Genomic DNA, 14,693 nt, shown 5'->3' on the forward strand with positions numbered 1-14,693 from the left:
GTTTATACAAAACTTCTAAATATAGTATTTCTTAATAACCACTCAAGTAAAAGAAGTATTCCGGCCAAATAAATCCATGGTCTAAATTTTTCTTCGTACTTATAGTATTTAAATTCTTCTATTTCCGTTTTTTCAAGCTTATTTATTTCGTCATAAATAGCTTCTAATTTTTTATTGTTAGTAGCTCTAAAGTATTTGCCACCAGTAACTTTGGCAATATCTTTTAGGAGAGCTTCATCTATTTCTACTTGTCGCATTCCGTACCTAAAAGAACCATCAGGATTATAGGCAATTGGAGAGGGTGCATTACCGTTTGTTCCTAAACCTATTGTATATGTTTTTATACCAAATTCTATAGCTAAATCTGCAGCAGTTTGGGGTTCTATAAATCCAGAGTTATTTACCCCATCGGTTAATAGAATAATTATTTTACTAACTGCTTTGCTCTCTTTTAATCTGTTTACAGAGGTTGCAAGTCCCATACCAATTGCAGTACCATCATTTAATTGGCCGTATGTAATTCCTTTTAAGGAACTTAGTACAATAGATTTGTCACTAGTTATAGGTGTTTTAGTAAAGGCTTCACCTGCGTACTCTACTATACCAATACGGTCACTAGGGCGTTTTTTAATAAAATCTGCAGCAACTTCTTTTAAAGCAGTTAATCTGTTAGGTTTTAAATCGCGAGCAAGCATACTAGAAGAAACATCTATTGCCATTACAATATCAATCCCTTTTGTAGTTTTTGTTCTTGTAGAAATATCTTCTGTTTGCGGTCTTGCCATTGCAACAATTATTGCTGCAAGAGCTAGCAGTCTAAATAAGAATAAAATAGGTTTTAGTTTTGGTAGAATGCTAGAGGTATTAAAACCTTGTATACTAGATATTTTTAAAGTAGCTGTTTGCTCTTTACGTTTAAAAAAATACCATAGCAAAGCAATTGGAAGTAGTAAAAACAACCAAAAGAACTCAGGATTTGCAAAAGATATATTTTCTAACATTTATGCTTCTGTTTTAACTTCTACAGTGGTTAGTATACGATCTATAATTTCTTGAGCATACGTATCATTAGCTAACCATGTTAACAATACTTGTTGCTGAAAACCTTTACCACCAAAACTTAATATTATATAGTTGCCTTTTACAAGCTCTTTAGATTCTAGAATTTTAAATTTAGCATTACCGTAAGTTTTTAGACCTTTAACACCAGAAATTGTGGTAAATTCTTCGCTTTTAGTAATAATATTTTTTGCTCCTTTTTTCTCAAAGTTTTTAATTAAATGTTCTACCGATTTTTGAAAATCAGGTTCTTCTTCTGAAGTAAAAGTGGTAGAGGTGGTTGCAATAGTAAATAAAGCAGCTTTGTTTGTGTATGCAAAAGTTTGTAACTCTTTTATTTTTTCTTTCGCCTCTGCAGGTATTTTTGTTTTTTGACGAATAAGAACTTCTGGAGTTTCTAAACTAATTGGAGGGTAGCCATAAGAACTAGAAACCCATTCCTTATTGTCTAACATTTTTTTAGATGGATTTCCTGTAATGGTGTCCCACGTATTAGCTGGCCCATAATATGCTGTTATGCCTGCAATACCAATTATAACAGCTCCTAATGCAGCACTTATTGCAACTATTGTCTTTTTTCTTTGTTTTTTACGAGCTAATTCTTCTTGGTATTCTGCTTGCTCTAAAAGTTCTTCTTCGGAAGGTTCCGGAATAGCTTCATGTGTTTTAACCACAATTTGTTCTACAGCTTTACGGTCATTTTCTGCAGTAGAAATTGGAGGTTTAGATTTGGCAAATTTTACCAAATCTGCTGTTTGTAGTATTTTTTTAAATTGAGATATGGTTTCATGGTCCAAATCTAACTCCCCGGCATCTTTACGTAATTCTAATTTAGAAATAAGCTCATCTGTGGTACTTTCTAGAGCAGATACGTTAGCATCTTCCTCTAAATAAGAACGTACAATATCTGTAAGTTCAGAGTAATATTGTTTGTATTCGTCTTGTATTAAATATCTAGAGTTCTCTAGTTTTTTAAGTTCTAATAGTGCTCTATCGTAAGGAGGTAGTAGTGCTACTTTTTCTTCTTCTGTTAAAGGTTTTTTTCTATATAAAAACCAGTATACAAGGCCTGCAATTAGTAAAACAAATAGTATTGCAAGTACTATTTTCCATAATTTAGTATTGCTTTTATCTACACTAAGTAATGGTTTAATATCAAACATTTTTTGCGCAATAGTATCTACTTTTACTGTAGAAACTTCAATACGCAAAGAGTCTGTAAAAAAACCTTTTCCGTTAATTTCTATACGCTGTTGTGGTAGTTTATAAGAACCAGAATCAAATTGCGTTAAAGCATATGTTTTTTGTAGCGTAACACGGTCTTTTTTTCTTGTAGTATCTGTTTTAAAGGCTTCAACCGTTTCTAGAGGAGAAAAGGTTTGTCCTTCAGGAAATATTACTTGTGCAGTAGAGTCTACCTCTACAGATACTTTAAAATGTAGTTGCTCTCCTATTTTTAATGTAGTAACATCTACTTCAGAAGTTACTTTTGGTGTTGTTTGGGAATAACTAGAATAGGTTCCTATAAAAAATAAACACAGTACTACTTTATGCAAAAAGCATAAAATAAAATCTTTATTAAATAATTTGTTATAACTCATTTGTAGTTATGCTCTTCTTTTAAAATAACCTAATAATTTTTTTACATAACTTTCATCAACCCTACTACTTAGAACACCGCAGCCAGATTTTGTAAAGGTGTTTGTAAAATAGTTTACTTGTTCTTTGTAAAAGTTACTATACGCTGTACGGACTTTTTTAGATTGGGTGTTTACCAATTTAATTGTACCTGTTTCTGCGTCTTGCATTTGAACCATACCTAAATTTGGTATTGTTTCTTCCCTTTCATCATAGATTCTTATACCAGTAACATCATGTTTATTACCTATTATTTTCAAGGTTTTTTCATAATCATCTGCTATAAAATCTGAAAGCACAAAAATTATTGCTTTCTTTTTCATAACATTAGAAACATATTTTAATGCTTCTGCAATATTGGTTTTAGTACTTTTTGGTTGAAATTCTAGTAGTTCTCTAATAATACGTAAAACGTGTGTTTTTCCTTTTTTTGGAGGAATAAAAAGTTCTACTTCATCGGTAAATAAAACTACGCCTACTTTATCGTTATTTTGCAATGCAGAAAAAGCAAGTGTTGCAGATATTTCAGTAATTACCTCTTTCTTAAATTGTTGGTTAGAGCCAAAATGTTCAGAACCACTAACATCTACCATAAGCATCATGGTAAGTTCGCGTTCTTCTTCAAAAACTTTTACAAAAGGTTCGTTATATCTTGCAGTTACATTCCAGTCTATACTACGTACATCATCTCCAAATTGGTATTGGCGTACCTCACTAAATGTCATACCACGACCTTTAAAGGTAGAGTGGTATTCTCCTCCAAAAATATTATCAGAAAGACGTCTAGTCTTTATTTCTATTTTACGAACTTTTTTTAGTAACTCTTTAGTATCCATACATTCGCCGTTGGCTCATTTAGTACAAAGTAGTTAGTACAAAATATTAAGAAAATTTAGTTCTCTATACGTTGCACTTAATACTGGCACGCTAGTGCCTAAGGTACTTCAACCTCATTAATAATTTTATTAATTATTTCTTCCGAAGTAATGTTTTCTGCTTCCGCTTCATAGGTAATTCCTATACGGTGTCTTAATACATCATGTACAACAGCCCTTACATCTTCTGGTATTACATACCCTCTTCTTTTAATAAAGGCATAACATTTAGAAGCAACTCCAAGGTTAATACTACCCCTAGGAGATGCACCAAAATTAATAAGTGGCTTAAGACTCTCTAGGTTATATTTTTCTGGATAACGAGTAGCAAAAATAATATCTAGGATATATTTTTCTATTTTCTCATCCATATAAACTTCTCTAACTGCTTTTTGGGCACTTAAAATTTGGTTTACACTTACAACAGGTTTCACTTCTTCGTATTTTCCCAATAAATTTTGGCGCATTACCATTTGCTCCTCATTCATTTTAGGATAATCAATAACTGTTTTTAGCATAAAACGGTCTACTTGTGCTTCTGGTAAAGGATAGGTTCCTTCTTGTTCTACTGGGTTTTGCGTTGCCATTACTAAAAAAGGCTTGTCTAATACAAAAGTTTGATCACCAATAGTAACCTGCTTTTCTTGCATGGCCTCTAATAGTGCCGATTGTACTTTTGCAGGAGCACGGTTAATCTCATCTGCTAGCACAAAGTTTGCAAAAATTGGACCCTTCTTAATAGAAAAGTCATTTAACTTCATGTTATAAATCATAGTACCAACCACATCGGCAGGTAATAAATCTGGTGTAAATTGTATTCTACTAAAACTTCCTTTAACCGCTTTAGATAACGTATTAATAGCAAGTGTTTTTGCTAATCCAGGAACACCTTCTAATAAAATATGCCCTTGCCCTAAAAGACCAATTAACAATCTTTCTATCATATGTTTTTGGCCCACAATTACCTTATTCATTTCTGTAATAAGAAGATCAATAAAAGCGCTTTCTTGGGCAATTTTCTCGTTCACTGCGCTAATGTCTACCGTGGTATTTTCTTCCATATAATTATATATATTTTTGGTATTTTTTTATTTTGTTTTTAACAGAAGTGCAAATTGAAAATTTATTCACTCTTTAGCTGTTAACAATTGGTTAAAAAATGAGGTAAACCTCTATTTTTATGAAGTTTTTAAGTCATTTCTTTTTATTTTCACTCCATAACTTGGTATAACGGGTATTTTTAAAGATTCGTTAATTTTTTGGAGTATCCTAAATTTCACATTTTATTGCCTAAATATAACCTTAAAAATGGATAAAACAGCTTTAATTACAGGAGCAACTAGCGGAATTGGTAAAGCAACAGCTTTTCTTTTTGCAGAACATGGTATAAACATAATTATTTGTGGGCGAAGAAAAGAAAGGTTAAAAGAAATACAAAAAGCTTTAAATGAAAAAGTTAAGGTACATATTCTTTCTTTTGATATAAGAGATAAGCACGCTGTACACAATGCAATAAACACTTTGCCCGAAGATTTTTCTAAGATTGATATTTTAATAAATAATGCAGGAAATGCACATGGATTAGATTCTGTTGAACAAGGAAATATTGAAGATTGGGATGCAATGTTAGATATTAATGTAAAAGGACTACTTTATATATCTAAAGCAATTATTCCAAAAATGATAGCTAACAAAAGCGGGCATATTATTAATATTGGTTCTACCGCTGGTAAAGAGGTGTACCCAAATGGTAATGTGTATTGTGCAAGTAAACATGCTGTTGATGCTTTGAACCAAGGTATGCGAATAGACCTTAATAAATATGGAATAAAAGTAGGAGCTATAAACCCAGGACTTGTAGAAACCGAGTTTAGTGAGGTTCGTTTTAAAGGCGATAAAGAAAAAGCAAATACGGTGTATAAAGGATTTACACCCTTAAAACCAGAAGATATTGCAGATATTATTCATTTTGCAGTTACGCGTCCTTACCATGTTAATATTGCAGATTTAGTAGTTATGCCAACAGCACAAGCTAGTAGTACAATAGTGAATAAGGAGTTATGATTAATAAAAGGCTATTAGTAAAAAATCTTCTTGCTCATAATGATGAGAATAGTTTTTATGATAAAAAACGCTTTATAAACATTGGAGAAAAAGAAGGGAAAGGCAAGTTTTTAAAACACGTGTGTGCCTTAGCTAATAGTAATCCTAAGAATAATTCTTTTATAGTAATTGGAGTAGAAGATGAGGATAATAAAATTGTAGGAGTAGATTTTTTTGATGATAGCAAGATTCAAAACTTAGTAAATGCTTATCTAGATAACCCGCCACTAATAGCTTATGAAAACATTCCTTTTCCCCATTTACCGGAAGGTAAAGTAGTGGGTTTAGTAACCGTATCTTCTAACGGAAAAGTATGTTCTCTTCGAAAAAATATTTGGAAATATTATGGAGGTTCTGTTTTTTTTAGAGAAGGCAGTATAAGCTTGCCAAAGGCCTATGATATAGAACTAATAGATAATAATTCGGAAACTGTTGCAACAATAGAAAAACATGCCAAAAACAATATAGAGCTAACTTTAGATGGGGTTATAGATTTTATAAATAATAGGCATAAAGATTTAGAAAGTAACTATAAAGTTTTTAAAGAACAGTTTGTAGTTTGTTGGGCTGGTAATATTAAAAAAGTAAAAGAAGAAACCTACTTTTCTAGGGTAGATATAGAGCTTATAAACGAGCAAGTAAAGTTATTTTATTCCACCTTAGATGAGGTAACAATTACCTATACCAATGACTCTTTTACTACTACAGAATATGTGCAATTAGGTTTAGGAAATAAAGTAAAATATTATCCTTTAGAAGAGGTTACCATTACTTTTAATGACAATGGAAAGTATGCCATAAAAAGTACATTAATATTTAATCCGCCACAGTATAATAAAGAAGATTTGCATCATATTTATAATACGAACAATACGCTACTTTCGAAAATAAAAAAAGGAATTGGTTTAAAAGGATCCGAATTAGAAGATTTAAAACAATTGCCTGCTACTTTTTTAATATGTTATTTAAATAATTTTGAAGAGGCAAAAGAGAAGATGGACAAAGCAAGACCGCTACTTAAAAAAATGGATAGAAAAATTTATAATGACCTTAAAGCTTCATTACGAATTTTACGTAAGGTGCAGTATAATAATTAAGAATTAAAAACAGCATTATGGTTTGGTAAAGAAGAAATTGCCCCATAACCAGTAGTGCTATAAGCTCCCGCTTTATTAGCTTTTTTTACCATTTCGGTTAATAAACTAAAATCTTCCATAATAGTAGAAGTAGAGTTTAAAGAAGCTATTTGGTATAGTAAACAACCAATAAAAGCATCGCCGGCACCAGTAGTATCTACGGTATTAACCTCTATAGTTGGTATAGTTTGTTGTTTTTTCTTAGTACTGAGTAATGTTCCTTTTTTGCCTAACGTTATAACAATAACCTCGGCACCAATTTCATGTAATACACAAGAGCAATCTATTGGGTTGGTTTCTCCAGAAAGTAATTGCGCTTCTTCTAAACTAAACTTACATAAATGCGACTTTTGAATAAAAGGCAGGCATTTTTTTATGAAAACATCCGTTTGGTTATTCCATAAATCACTTCTAAAATTTGGGTCAAAACTTCTAAACGTATTTTGCGTAAGCGCATCAAAAAAGTAACGGTTATAAGCATCTTCTAATTTACCCCCTAACAAGGCAGTTGCAGCACCAAAATGAACTATGTTATTATTAAATTCTTTTTTAATACAAGAATCATACTTCAATTTTTCATCAGCTCCTCTGCTAAAAACAAAATCACGCTCTCCTTTTTCATCTAAAGAAACAAAAGCAAGCGTTGTAAAAGCATCACTCCTTTGCGCTAGAGTTACATCTACATTATTGTCTTTAAGCACTTCTAATAAATAACTTCCAAAAGAATCCTTACCAACGCTACCAATAAACTTACTTAAGCCTCCAAGTTTACTGATAGCACAGGCCACATTTGCAGGAGCTCCACCAGGGTTTCTAGAAAAATCTTTTGCCTTCCCCAAATTGTTTTTTTCAGTTTTAGCAATAAAATCAATCAATAATTCTCCAATACAGAATACTCTTTTCATTTTATCCTTTTTCAGATAACGCTAAAGTAGTTATAAAAATATATCTGTTCCTTTATAAATATTTAGGGTGTTATAATTTTCGTTTGTAATGCTTAGGTTAAAAAAAGTTTTTTAAATGTTTAAAATAGGATATTCCTGATCATAATTACGATTTTTGTACCATGAGAACATTAGTAATAGGAGACATACATTCTGGATTAAAGGCACTGCAACAAGTTTTAGAAAAAGCAGAAGTAACTCCAGAAGACACCTTAATTTTTTTAGGAGATTATGTAGATGGCTGGAGTGAAGCTGTAGAAACAGTAGAATTTTTACTAGAATTAAAGAAAACACATACCTGTATTTATTTAAGAGGCAACCATGATGAGTTATGTTTAGATTGGTTAGTAAAAGAAGAACATAATCCTGTGTGGCTGCAACATGGAGGAACAGCAACTTCTAACTCTTATGCTACAGTTTCTGAAGAAACTAAAAACAGGCATATTGCCTTTTATGAGGAATTAAAAAACTATTATTTAGATAAAGAAAATAGACTTTTTCTTCATGCAGGATTCACAAACTTAAAAGGTATTGAACATGAGTATTTTACAAAAACCTTTTATTGGGATCGTACATTATGGGAATTAGCAGTTTCTTTAAATCCTGATTTACAAAAAGAAGATGCAAATTATCCAGCACGATTAAAAAATTACAAAGAAATATATATTGGGCATACGCCTGTGACAAGAATGGGAAAAACTACACCCCAGAATTTTGCAAATGTTTGGAATATAGATACCGGAGCAGCCTTTAAGGGACCGCTTACTATTTTTGATATAAAAAGTAAGAAAATATGGCAAAGTGATCCTGTTTACACTTTTTATCCTTCAGAAAAGGGAAGAAATTAAAAATAGATGTAGTTTTAGAGGTAAAAACACTATATTATTAACGAACTTTGCAAAAAAATAATTTATGTCTGAAAAAAATATAAGGTTAGAAGTTATGCAGGCTATAGAGCATAAAGTAGAGGGCTTTATAGATTCTTTTCTTATTCCTATTGAAGAGATTTGGCAACCTACAGATTTTTTACCAGATTCACAGAGCGATAATTTTTTAGAATCCGTAAAGCAATTGCGTGAAGAGTCTAAAGAATTAGGATATGATTTTTGGGTTACTATGGTAGCCGATACTATTACAGAAGAAGCATTGCCAACATACGAGTCTTGGTTAATGGACGTAGAAGGGGTAAACCAACATGACGGTAAAGCAAATGGATGGTCTAAATGGGTACGTGCATGGACAGGAGAAGAAAATAGACATGGAGATGTACTAAACAAATATTTATATTTATCTGGAAGAGTAAATATGCGCGAAGTAGAAATTACAACGCAACATTTACTTTCTGATGGTTTTGATATTGGAACAGATAGAGACCCTTATAAGAACTTTGTATATACTTCTTTTCAGGAATTAGCAACAAATATATCGCACAAACGTGTGGGACAAATGGCTAAGAAAAAAGGGAATGCACTTTTAGGTAAAATGTGTACTATTATTGCTGGTGATGAAATGAGACACCATTTAGCATATAGAGAATTTGTAAAAACTATTTTATCTGAAGACCCTTCTGGAATGATGATAGCTTTTGCAGATATGATGAAACAAAAGATTGTTATGCCAGCACATTTTCTTAGAGAATCTGGTGGAAGCATAGGGACAGCTTTTGAAAATTTCTCTAACTGTGCGCAAAGATTAGGAGTTTATACAGCACATGATTATATAGAAATATTAAAGAAACTTAATAGCTATTGGGAAATAGACGCTGTAAGGTCTTTAAATGATGAAGCTCAAAAAGCAAGAGATTATTTAATGAAATTACCAGCACGTTTATTACGTATTTCTGAACGTATGAAATTCCCTGAAGATCAGTATAATTTTAAGTGGGTAGAAGCCAACGGTAGATTATAAGAAACTTTAAAGAGTATAAAAAAGCCCAATCAATAATTATTGATTGGGCTTTTTGTTGTTGGTTATTTAATATTATAATTTTCCGTGATCATGTTCATCTTGCCACTTAGAAAGTTCTTTCCATTTTCCTTCATAAGCCATTTTTGCTTGCATTGGCCATGAAGCTGGATCATGAATTTTATAACGGTCACCACCTCCGTCAAGTACTTTTTGACATTCAGCTACAGTAGATTCAGAAAGGGCTTTCCATGTTTTAATACCTGCGTCTATAAACATTCCAGATATTTTTGGTCCAATACCTTCTACAACTTTTAAATCGTCTTCTTTAATCTTCTTTCCAAATGCAGCTTTTGCGGCATCAGAATCAAAAGGAATAGATGCAATTGCAGCGCCGGCAGCAAAAGAAGAAACTGTTGAAGCAGCAGGAGAAGCAGCTTTAGCAGATAATTTAACAGTACAAGCATCTAAATCAGTTTGTAATGAAGAGCGTTTACTAATACAAGCATCTAAATCTGCTTGTAGTTTTGCATTTTTATTTTCTAATAATTTTAAATCGGCACTATTATCTATGGTAGTTGTTTTACCTTTTCCAATTAGGTAGCCTAAGTAAGCACATATTGCTCCTACTAATAAAGGAATTAACCAGCACCAAATGTTCATATTTGCAAAATCCATATTTTATAATTTTTTTATTGTTTGTTATTTAGTTTAATGTAATTACGGTTCTTCTGTTTTCTGCTCTACCTTCTTCGGTAGCATTGGTTGCAACAGGACTATCTGGCCCTTTAGAAGAGGTGTTTATTTTATCTCCAGAAATGCCATTTCTTATAAGGTATGCTTTACCAAAGTCTGCACGTTCTTGTCCTAGACCTATATTGGTATTACGGTTACCAGTATTGTCTGTATGGCCAACAATAGTAGCAGTAGCACCAGCTACTTTATCTAAATATCTAGAAATATCTGCTATTTTTTGTCTTTGCTCTGCATTAAGGTTAATAGAGGCTTGTGCGGTATTAAAATGAAGCACTAATGGATTTGCTTTAATTTTTTCATAAAGTGCTTTTAATTCATCGTCTGTGTTTTCAGATTTAGAATCTAAACCATAAGCAACAGGACCTAAATAAACATTGTCTTTATCTACCATCTCATCCTTTAAACTACCAAATGTGTTAATTTGGGTAGAAGAAATGCCATTGGTAACTAAATGATTTTTTACTGCATTAGCTCTTGCCAACCCTAAATTAGGAAATGCAGAATCGTTTGTTTCATCACTTTTGTAATATCCAGTAATGTTTATAACCTTAGATGCATTCCCTTCTAAAAAAGATTTTAGACTGGCAATACCAGTTTCTACTTTTGTAGATAAAGGCATAAGAATCTCTGATCCAGACGCATTAAAGTTATAATTATCATTCTCATTAAACGCATAATCGCCATCACTAAACGCAAAGGGGTAAGATGTTGCGGTTGGTTCTGCAGGAACTATGGCTTGTTTGGCGGGTTCCTCTTTTACAGCGGCACCACATTCACTGCAGCACGTAATGTAAAAATAAATACCTGCCAGGATGGTAATTATAATCCCCAGCAGATTCGTAGTTGTTTTTGTCATTGTTAATAATCATTTAGTGTTTAGTCTACAATGTATTAAAAAAATCTTAAAAAAATCTTACGAATAGCTAAAAATCAAGGTAGTAACATTTAATTTCCGGTTAGAGAACATTAAATAAACATACAACTAATACTATTTTATATTTTTTTAATGACAAATAAAAAGCTCTATTACATAGAATAGTAATAGAGCTTTTTGTTAAAGAATTATGTTTTGTTTATAAATCGAACTTTATACCTTGTGCTAAAGGTAGCTCTGTAGTATAATTAATAGTATTGGTTTGGCGTCTCATGTAAACTTTCCAAGCATCAGAACCACTTTCTCTACCGCCTCCAGTTTCTTTTTCACCACCAAATGCGCCTCCAATTTCTGCACCAGAAGTACCTATATTAACGTTAGCAATACCACAATCTGACCCTTGTACAGATAAGAAAGCTTCTGCTTCACGTAAATTATTAGTCATTATAGCAGAACTTAATCCCTGTGCTACTTCATTTTGTATAGCAATAGCATTATGTACGTCTCCTGAGTACTTTAATAAGTACAGTACAGGAGCAAAAGTTTCATGTTGTACAATTTTGTAATGTGGCTTAGCTTCTGCAATTGCTGGTTTTACATAACAACCAGATTCATAGCCTTCTCCAGAAAGCACACCACCTTCTACTATAATGTTACCACCTTCTGCAACAACTTGTTCTAATGCATTTTCATACATTTTAACAGCATCTTTATCTATTACTGGCCCAACGTGGTTAGTTTCATCTAATGGGTTTCCAATTTTTAATTGCCCATAAGCTTTTATAATGGCATCTTTAACGGTGTCATATACGCTTTCATGAATGATTAATCTACGAGTAGAAGTACAACGTTGTCCTGCAGTTCCTACAGCGCCAAAAACAGCTCCGATTACGGTCATTTTTATATCCGCATCTGGAGTTACAATAATAGCATTATTACCACCTAACTCTAATAAAGACTTTCCTAAACGAGCTGCTACTTCTTGAGCAACAATTTTACCCATTCTGGTAGAACCCGTAGCAGAAATTAAAGGAACGCGAGTATCCTTAGTTAGCATTTCTCCTACTTTATAATCCCCATTTATTAAATTAGATATTCCTTCTGGCAATCCGTTTTCTTTAAAAACTTCGGCAGCAATATTTTGGCATGCTATACCACATATTGGAGCTTTTTCAGAAGGTTTCCAAACACAAACATCTCCGCAAATCCATGCAAGTGCGGTGTTCCATGCCCAAACAGCTACTGGAAAATTAAAAGCAGAAATAATACCAACAACTCCAAGCGGATGGTATTGTTCATACATTCTGTGTCCTGGGCGCTCAGAATGCATAGTTAAACCATGTAATTGGCGAGATAAGCCAACTGCAAAATCACAAATGTCTATCATTTCTTGAACCTCACCTAAACCTTCTTGGTAGCTTTTTCCCATTTCATAGGAAACAAGTTTACCTAAAGCTTCTTTTTTTTCTCTTAACTTTTCTCCAAATTGGCGAACAACTTCTCCTCTAAGTGGAGCAGGTTTTGTTTTCCATTCTTTAAATGCAACTGTAGCAGTTTGCATCATTTTATCATAGTCTTCTTTGGTAGTTGCCTTTACTTTACCAATTAGTTTACCATCAACAGGAGAGTAAGATTCAATAATTTCTCCATTAGAAAAGTTCTTAGAACCAGTAGATGTTCCTTCATTAATTTCAGTAACACCTAATTGTTTAAGTGCTTCTTGTATTCCGAATGTTGCTATTTTTGACATTTTATAACTTTTTGAATACTATTTGTTAAATTTTTAGCAAATTTACAAATAAAACTGGTTAATCCTAACAGTTATTTTTTTAGTTATAAAAACCGTTTTACTACTAGTAAAAGTATTGCGACAATTGCGGGTAGTGCTTGTATGTAGAATATTTTTTTGCTTACGGATATTGCGCCATAAATACCAGCAATTGCAACACAACTTAAAAAGAAAATTGCAATATTAGTGGACCATTCTATATTAGATATAAAGAATGTCCATATAAGTCCAGAAGCTAGGAAACCATTGTAGAGGCCTTGGTTTGCCGCCATAGATTTTGTGGGTTCAAATAAATCTGATGGAAAATTTCTGAATACTTTCTTTCCTTTAGTTGTCCAAGCAAACATTTCTAACCAAAGAAAGTAAAAATGTAAAAAGGCAATTATCCCTATTAAAATTTTAGCAACTACTTCCATTTAATTTTCTTTAGTAAATCTTTCATCCACGGGCATTTTTGTTCCACAATTATCACAGGTAAGTAACTCTGGAGAACCATAAAAGTGTTTAAAATGTTTTAGAAAATCTTTTTCAATATTATGTAACTTAAAATAGGTTTCATATAATTTATGATTACAATTATCGCAAAACCATAATAAGCCATCTTCGGCTTCTAAGTCAACTCTTTTACGTTCAATAACTAACCCTATAGAGTTTTCATGGCGTACTGGAGAATGTGGTACTTTAGCTGGGTGTAAATACATATCTCCTGGGCCAAGCTTCATGGTTTTCTTTTCACCATCTTCTTGTATATGTACTTCTATATTCCCTTCTAATTGATAAAATAATTCTTCGGTTTCATTGTAGTGGTAATCCTTTCTTGCGTTTGGTCCAGCAACAATCATTACAATATAATCTCCTGCATCTTTATATAGGTTTTTGTTTCCAACAGGCGGTTTTAATAACTCTCTGTTTTCAGAGATCCATGTAGTAAGATTAAAAGGAGCTTGTATAGGCATTTTGTATTTTTTAAATATTAGAGATAAAAAAACACCAGCAATATGCTGATGTTATAAAATTAATAAAACAAAATGTCTTTACTGTCTTTTATCTAAAGAAGAGTTGTGTATAAAACAAATTGTTATTTATGTCTTTTTTTACACTCACTGCTGTATGTGTAAATTCTCCTTCCATAGTTTTTTTATGACTAGAACTACCAAGCCAGCCTTTAAAGGCTTCATTAGCAGTTTTGTAATCTTTTGCTACATTTTCGGCCACGTATTCTACTTCTAATTCTGTAGATATAGCGGTAGCTCTAGAACTAAAATTGTCATGACTTATGTTTCCTTTAGAAATCATATAATCATTATGTTTATTTGCCTGTTCATGAGCAACAGTACTATAAGTTAATATTGTTTTCCCCTGATCTGACCTATATTCATTTACAATAGAAAGTAATTGTGATTCTATTTCTTCTACGTTCTTAGCTTCTATAAAGTTTGTATCCTCAGTGGTTTCTTTTGTGCAAGAGAAAGCCACAAATACAAATAAAACTAAGAATGCTTTTTGCATACTCATTTTCATATAATGTTCTATTTGTAAGTAGGTTGTTCTCTAACAGAAGTAGGTACTATTATTAAGAAAGGGGATTTCTTAAGTTCTATGTTAATAAGGGGA

Annotated in this window: 15 protein-coding genes; 4 read left to right on the top strand and 11 right to left on the bottom strand. The window is 32.3% G+C overall.

Going from position 1 to position 14,693, the window contains the following annotated elements; all coding sequences use genetic code 11:
* Positions 1–2: 2 nt before the first annotated feature.
* The 4 genes from CLV91_RS05140 to CLV91_RS05155 form a co-directional block, all read right to left on the bottom strand.
* Complete coding sequence (locus tag CLV91_RS05140; protein WP_121064625.1) at positions 3–1,001, bottom strand: vWA domain-containing protein; 999 nt, start codon at positions 999–1,001, stop codon at positions 3–5.
* Positions 1,002–2,660: a BatD family protein gene (locus CLV91_RS05145; protein ID WP_121064627.1), complete on the bottom strand. Its 1,659-nt coding sequence runs from the start codon at positions 2,658–2,660 to the stop codon at positions 1,002–1,004. It lies immediately after the preceding gene.
* Positions 2,661–2,666: 6 nt separating this feature from the next.
* Positions 2,667–3,533, bottom strand: coding sequence for a DUF58 domain-containing protein (locus CLV91_RS05150; RefSeq protein ID WP_121064629.1), 867 nt, complete (start codon positions 3,531–3,533; stop codon positions 2,667–2,669).
* Positions 3,534–3,631: 98 nt separating this feature from the next.
* Complete coding sequence (locus CLV91_RS05155) at positions 3,632–4,633, bottom strand: AAA family ATPase (protein WP_121064631.1); 1,002 nt, start codon at positions 4,631–4,633, stop codon at positions 3,632–3,634.
* Between the two features lie 247 nt (positions 4,634–4,880).
* Between CLV91_RS05155 and CLV91_RS05160 the strand changes: the two genes are divergently transcribed.
* Positions 4,881–5,636, top strand: a complete 756-nt coding sequence (locus tag CLV91_RS05160; protein WP_121064633.1) for an SDR family NAD(P)-dependent oxidoreductase — start codon at positions 4,881–4,883, stop codon at positions 5,634–5,636.
* Positions 5,633–6,772: an ATP-binding protein gene (locus CLV91_RS05165; RefSeq protein ID WP_121064635.1), complete on the top strand. Its 1,140-nt coding sequence runs from the start codon at positions 5,633–5,635 to the stop codon at positions 6,770–6,772. Before CLV91_RS05160 ends, CLV91_RS05165 begins: the two co-directional genes overlap by 4 nt.
* On the opposite strand, the gene CLV91_RS05170 is transcribed toward CLV91_RS05165, so the two are convergent.
* Positions 6,769–7,716 (bottom strand): carbohydrate kinase family protein, encoded by a 948-nt coding sequence (locus CLV91_RS05170; RefSeq protein WP_121064637.1) that lies wholly within the window; start codon positions 7,714–7,716, stop codon positions 6,769–6,771. The two genes, CLV91_RS05165 and CLV91_RS05170, sit on opposite strands and share 4 nt — an antisense overlap.
* A gap of 161 nt (positions 7,717–7,877) precedes the next feature.
* On the opposite strand from CLV91_RS05170, the gene CLV91_RS05175 reads away from it, so the two are divergent.
* Both CLV91_RS05175 and CLV91_RS05180 read left to right on the top strand, forming a co-directional pair.
* On the top strand, positions 7,878–8,603 hold the full coding sequence (locus CLV91_RS05175; RefSeq protein WP_121064639.1) for a metallophosphoesterase family protein: 726 nt from the start codon (positions 7,878–7,880) through the stop codon (positions 8,601–8,603).
* 64 nt (positions 8,604–8,667) lie between these two features.
* On the top strand, positions 8,668–9,663 hold the full coding sequence (locus tag CLV91_RS05180) for an acyl-ACP desaturase (RefSeq protein ID WP_121064641.1): 996 nt from the start codon (positions 8,668–8,670) through the stop codon (positions 9,661–9,663).
* 72 nt (positions 9,664–9,735) lie between these two features.
* Here CLV91_RS05180 and CLV91_RS05185 read toward each other — a convergent pair whose 3' ends face one another.
* From CLV91_RS05185 to CLV91_RS05210, 6 genes are all read right to left on the bottom strand, one after another.
* Positions 9,736–10,338 carry a hypothetical protein gene (locus CLV91_RS05185; RefSeq protein WP_121064643.1) on the bottom strand — a complete coding sequence of 201 codons (603 nt, stop codon included), beginning with the start codon at positions 10,336–10,338 and terminating at the stop codon, positions 9,736–9,738.
* A gap of 28 nt (positions 10,339–10,366) precedes the next feature.
* Positions 10,367–11,272 carry an OmpA family protein gene (locus CLV91_RS05190; RefSeq protein ID WP_121064645.1) on the bottom strand — a complete coding sequence of 302 codons (906 nt, stop codon included), beginning with the start codon at positions 11,270–11,272 and terminating at the stop codon, positions 10,367–10,369.
* A gap of 217 nt (positions 11,273–11,489) precedes the next feature.
* A complete protein-coding gene (gene amaB, locus CLV91_RS05195) occupies positions 11,490–13,040 on the bottom strand; it encodes an L-piperidine-6-carboxylate dehydrogenase (protein WP_121064647.1) in 1,551 nt (516 codons plus the stop codon).
* An 83-nt stretch (positions 13,041–13,123) separates the two neighbouring features.
* Positions 13,124–13,495, bottom strand: coding sequence for a DUF1304 domain-containing protein (locus CLV91_RS05200; RefSeq protein WP_121064649.1), 372 nt, complete (start codon positions 13,493–13,495; stop codon positions 13,124–13,126).
* Positions 13,496–14,035 carry a 3-hydroxyanthranilate 3,4-dioxygenase gene (locus CLV91_RS05205; protein ID WP_121064651.1) on the bottom strand — a complete coding sequence of 180 codons (540 nt, stop codon included), beginning with the start codon at positions 14,033–14,035 and terminating at the stop codon, positions 13,496–13,498.
* An 88-nt stretch (positions 14,036–14,123) separates the two neighbouring features.
* Positions 14,124–14,600: a CAP domain-containing protein gene (locus tag CLV91_RS05210; protein ID WP_121064653.1), complete on the bottom strand. Its 477-nt coding sequence runs from the start codon at positions 14,598–14,600 to the stop codon at positions 14,124–14,126.
* Positions 14,601–14,693 lie beyond the last annotated feature (93 nt).

Source organism: Maribacter vaceletii (assembly GCF_003634105.1).
GTDB lineage: Bacteria > Bacteroidota > Bacteroidia > Flavobacteriales > Flavobacteriaceae > Maribacter_B > Maribacter_B vaceletii.

Coding starts and splice junctions, on each gene's coding strand:
- CLV91_RS05145 (WP_121064627.1), bottom strand. CDS start 2,660: ATGAGTTATAACAAATTATTTAATAAAGATTTTATTTTATGCTTTTTG.
- CLV91_RS05175 (WP_121064639.1), top strand. CDS start 7,878: ATGAGAACATTAGTAATAGGAGACATACATTCTGGATTAAAGGCACTG.
- CLV91_RS05210 (WP_121064653.1), bottom strand. CDS start 14,600: ATGAAAATGAGTATGCAAAAAGCATTCTTAGTTTTATTTGTATTTGTG.
- CLV91_RS05165 (WP_121064635.1), top strand. CDS start 5,633: ATGATTAATAAAAGGCTATTAGTAAAAAATCTTCTTGCTCATAATGAT.
- amaB (WP_121064647.1), bottom strand. CDS start 13,040: ATGTCAAAAATAGCAACATTCGGAATACAAGAAGCACTTAAACAATTA.
- CLV91_RS05190 (WP_121064645.1), bottom strand. CDS start 11,272: ATGACAAAAACAACTACGAATCTGCTGGGGATTATAATTACCATCCTG.
- CLV91_RS05185 (WP_121064643.1), bottom strand. CDS start 10,338: ATGGATTTTGCAAATATGAACATTTGGTGCTGGTTAATTCCTTTATTA.
- CLV91_RS05160 (WP_121064633.1), top strand. CDS start 4,881: ATGGATAAAACAGCTTTAATTACAGGAGCAACTAGCGGAATTGGTAAA.
- CLV91_RS05205 (WP_121064651.1), bottom strand. CDS start 14,035: ATGCCTATACAAGCTCCTTTTAATCTTACTACATGGATCTCTGAAAAC.
- CLV91_RS05150 (WP_121064629.1), bottom strand. CDS start 3,533: ATGGATACTAAAGAGTTACTAAAAAAAGTTCGTAAAATAGAAATAAAG.
- CLV91_RS05180 (WP_121064641.1), top strand. CDS start 8,668: ATGTCTGAAAAAAATATAAGGTTAGAAGTTATGCAGGCTATAGAGCAT.
- CLV91_RS05170 (WP_121064637.1), bottom strand. CDS start 7,716: ATGAAAAGAGTATTCTGTATTGGAGAATTATTGATTGATTTTATTGCT.
- CLV91_RS05200 (WP_121064649.1), bottom strand. CDS start 13,495: ATGGAAGTAGTTGCTAAAATTTTAATAGGGATAATTGCCTTTTTACAT.
- CLV91_RS05155 (WP_121064631.1), bottom strand. CDS start 4,633: ATGGAAGAAAATACCACGGTAGACATTAGCGCAGTGAACGAGAAAATT.
- CLV91_RS05140 (WP_121064625.1), bottom strand. CDS start 1,001: ATGTTAGAAAATATATCTTTTGCAAATCCTGAGTTCTTTTGGTTGTTT.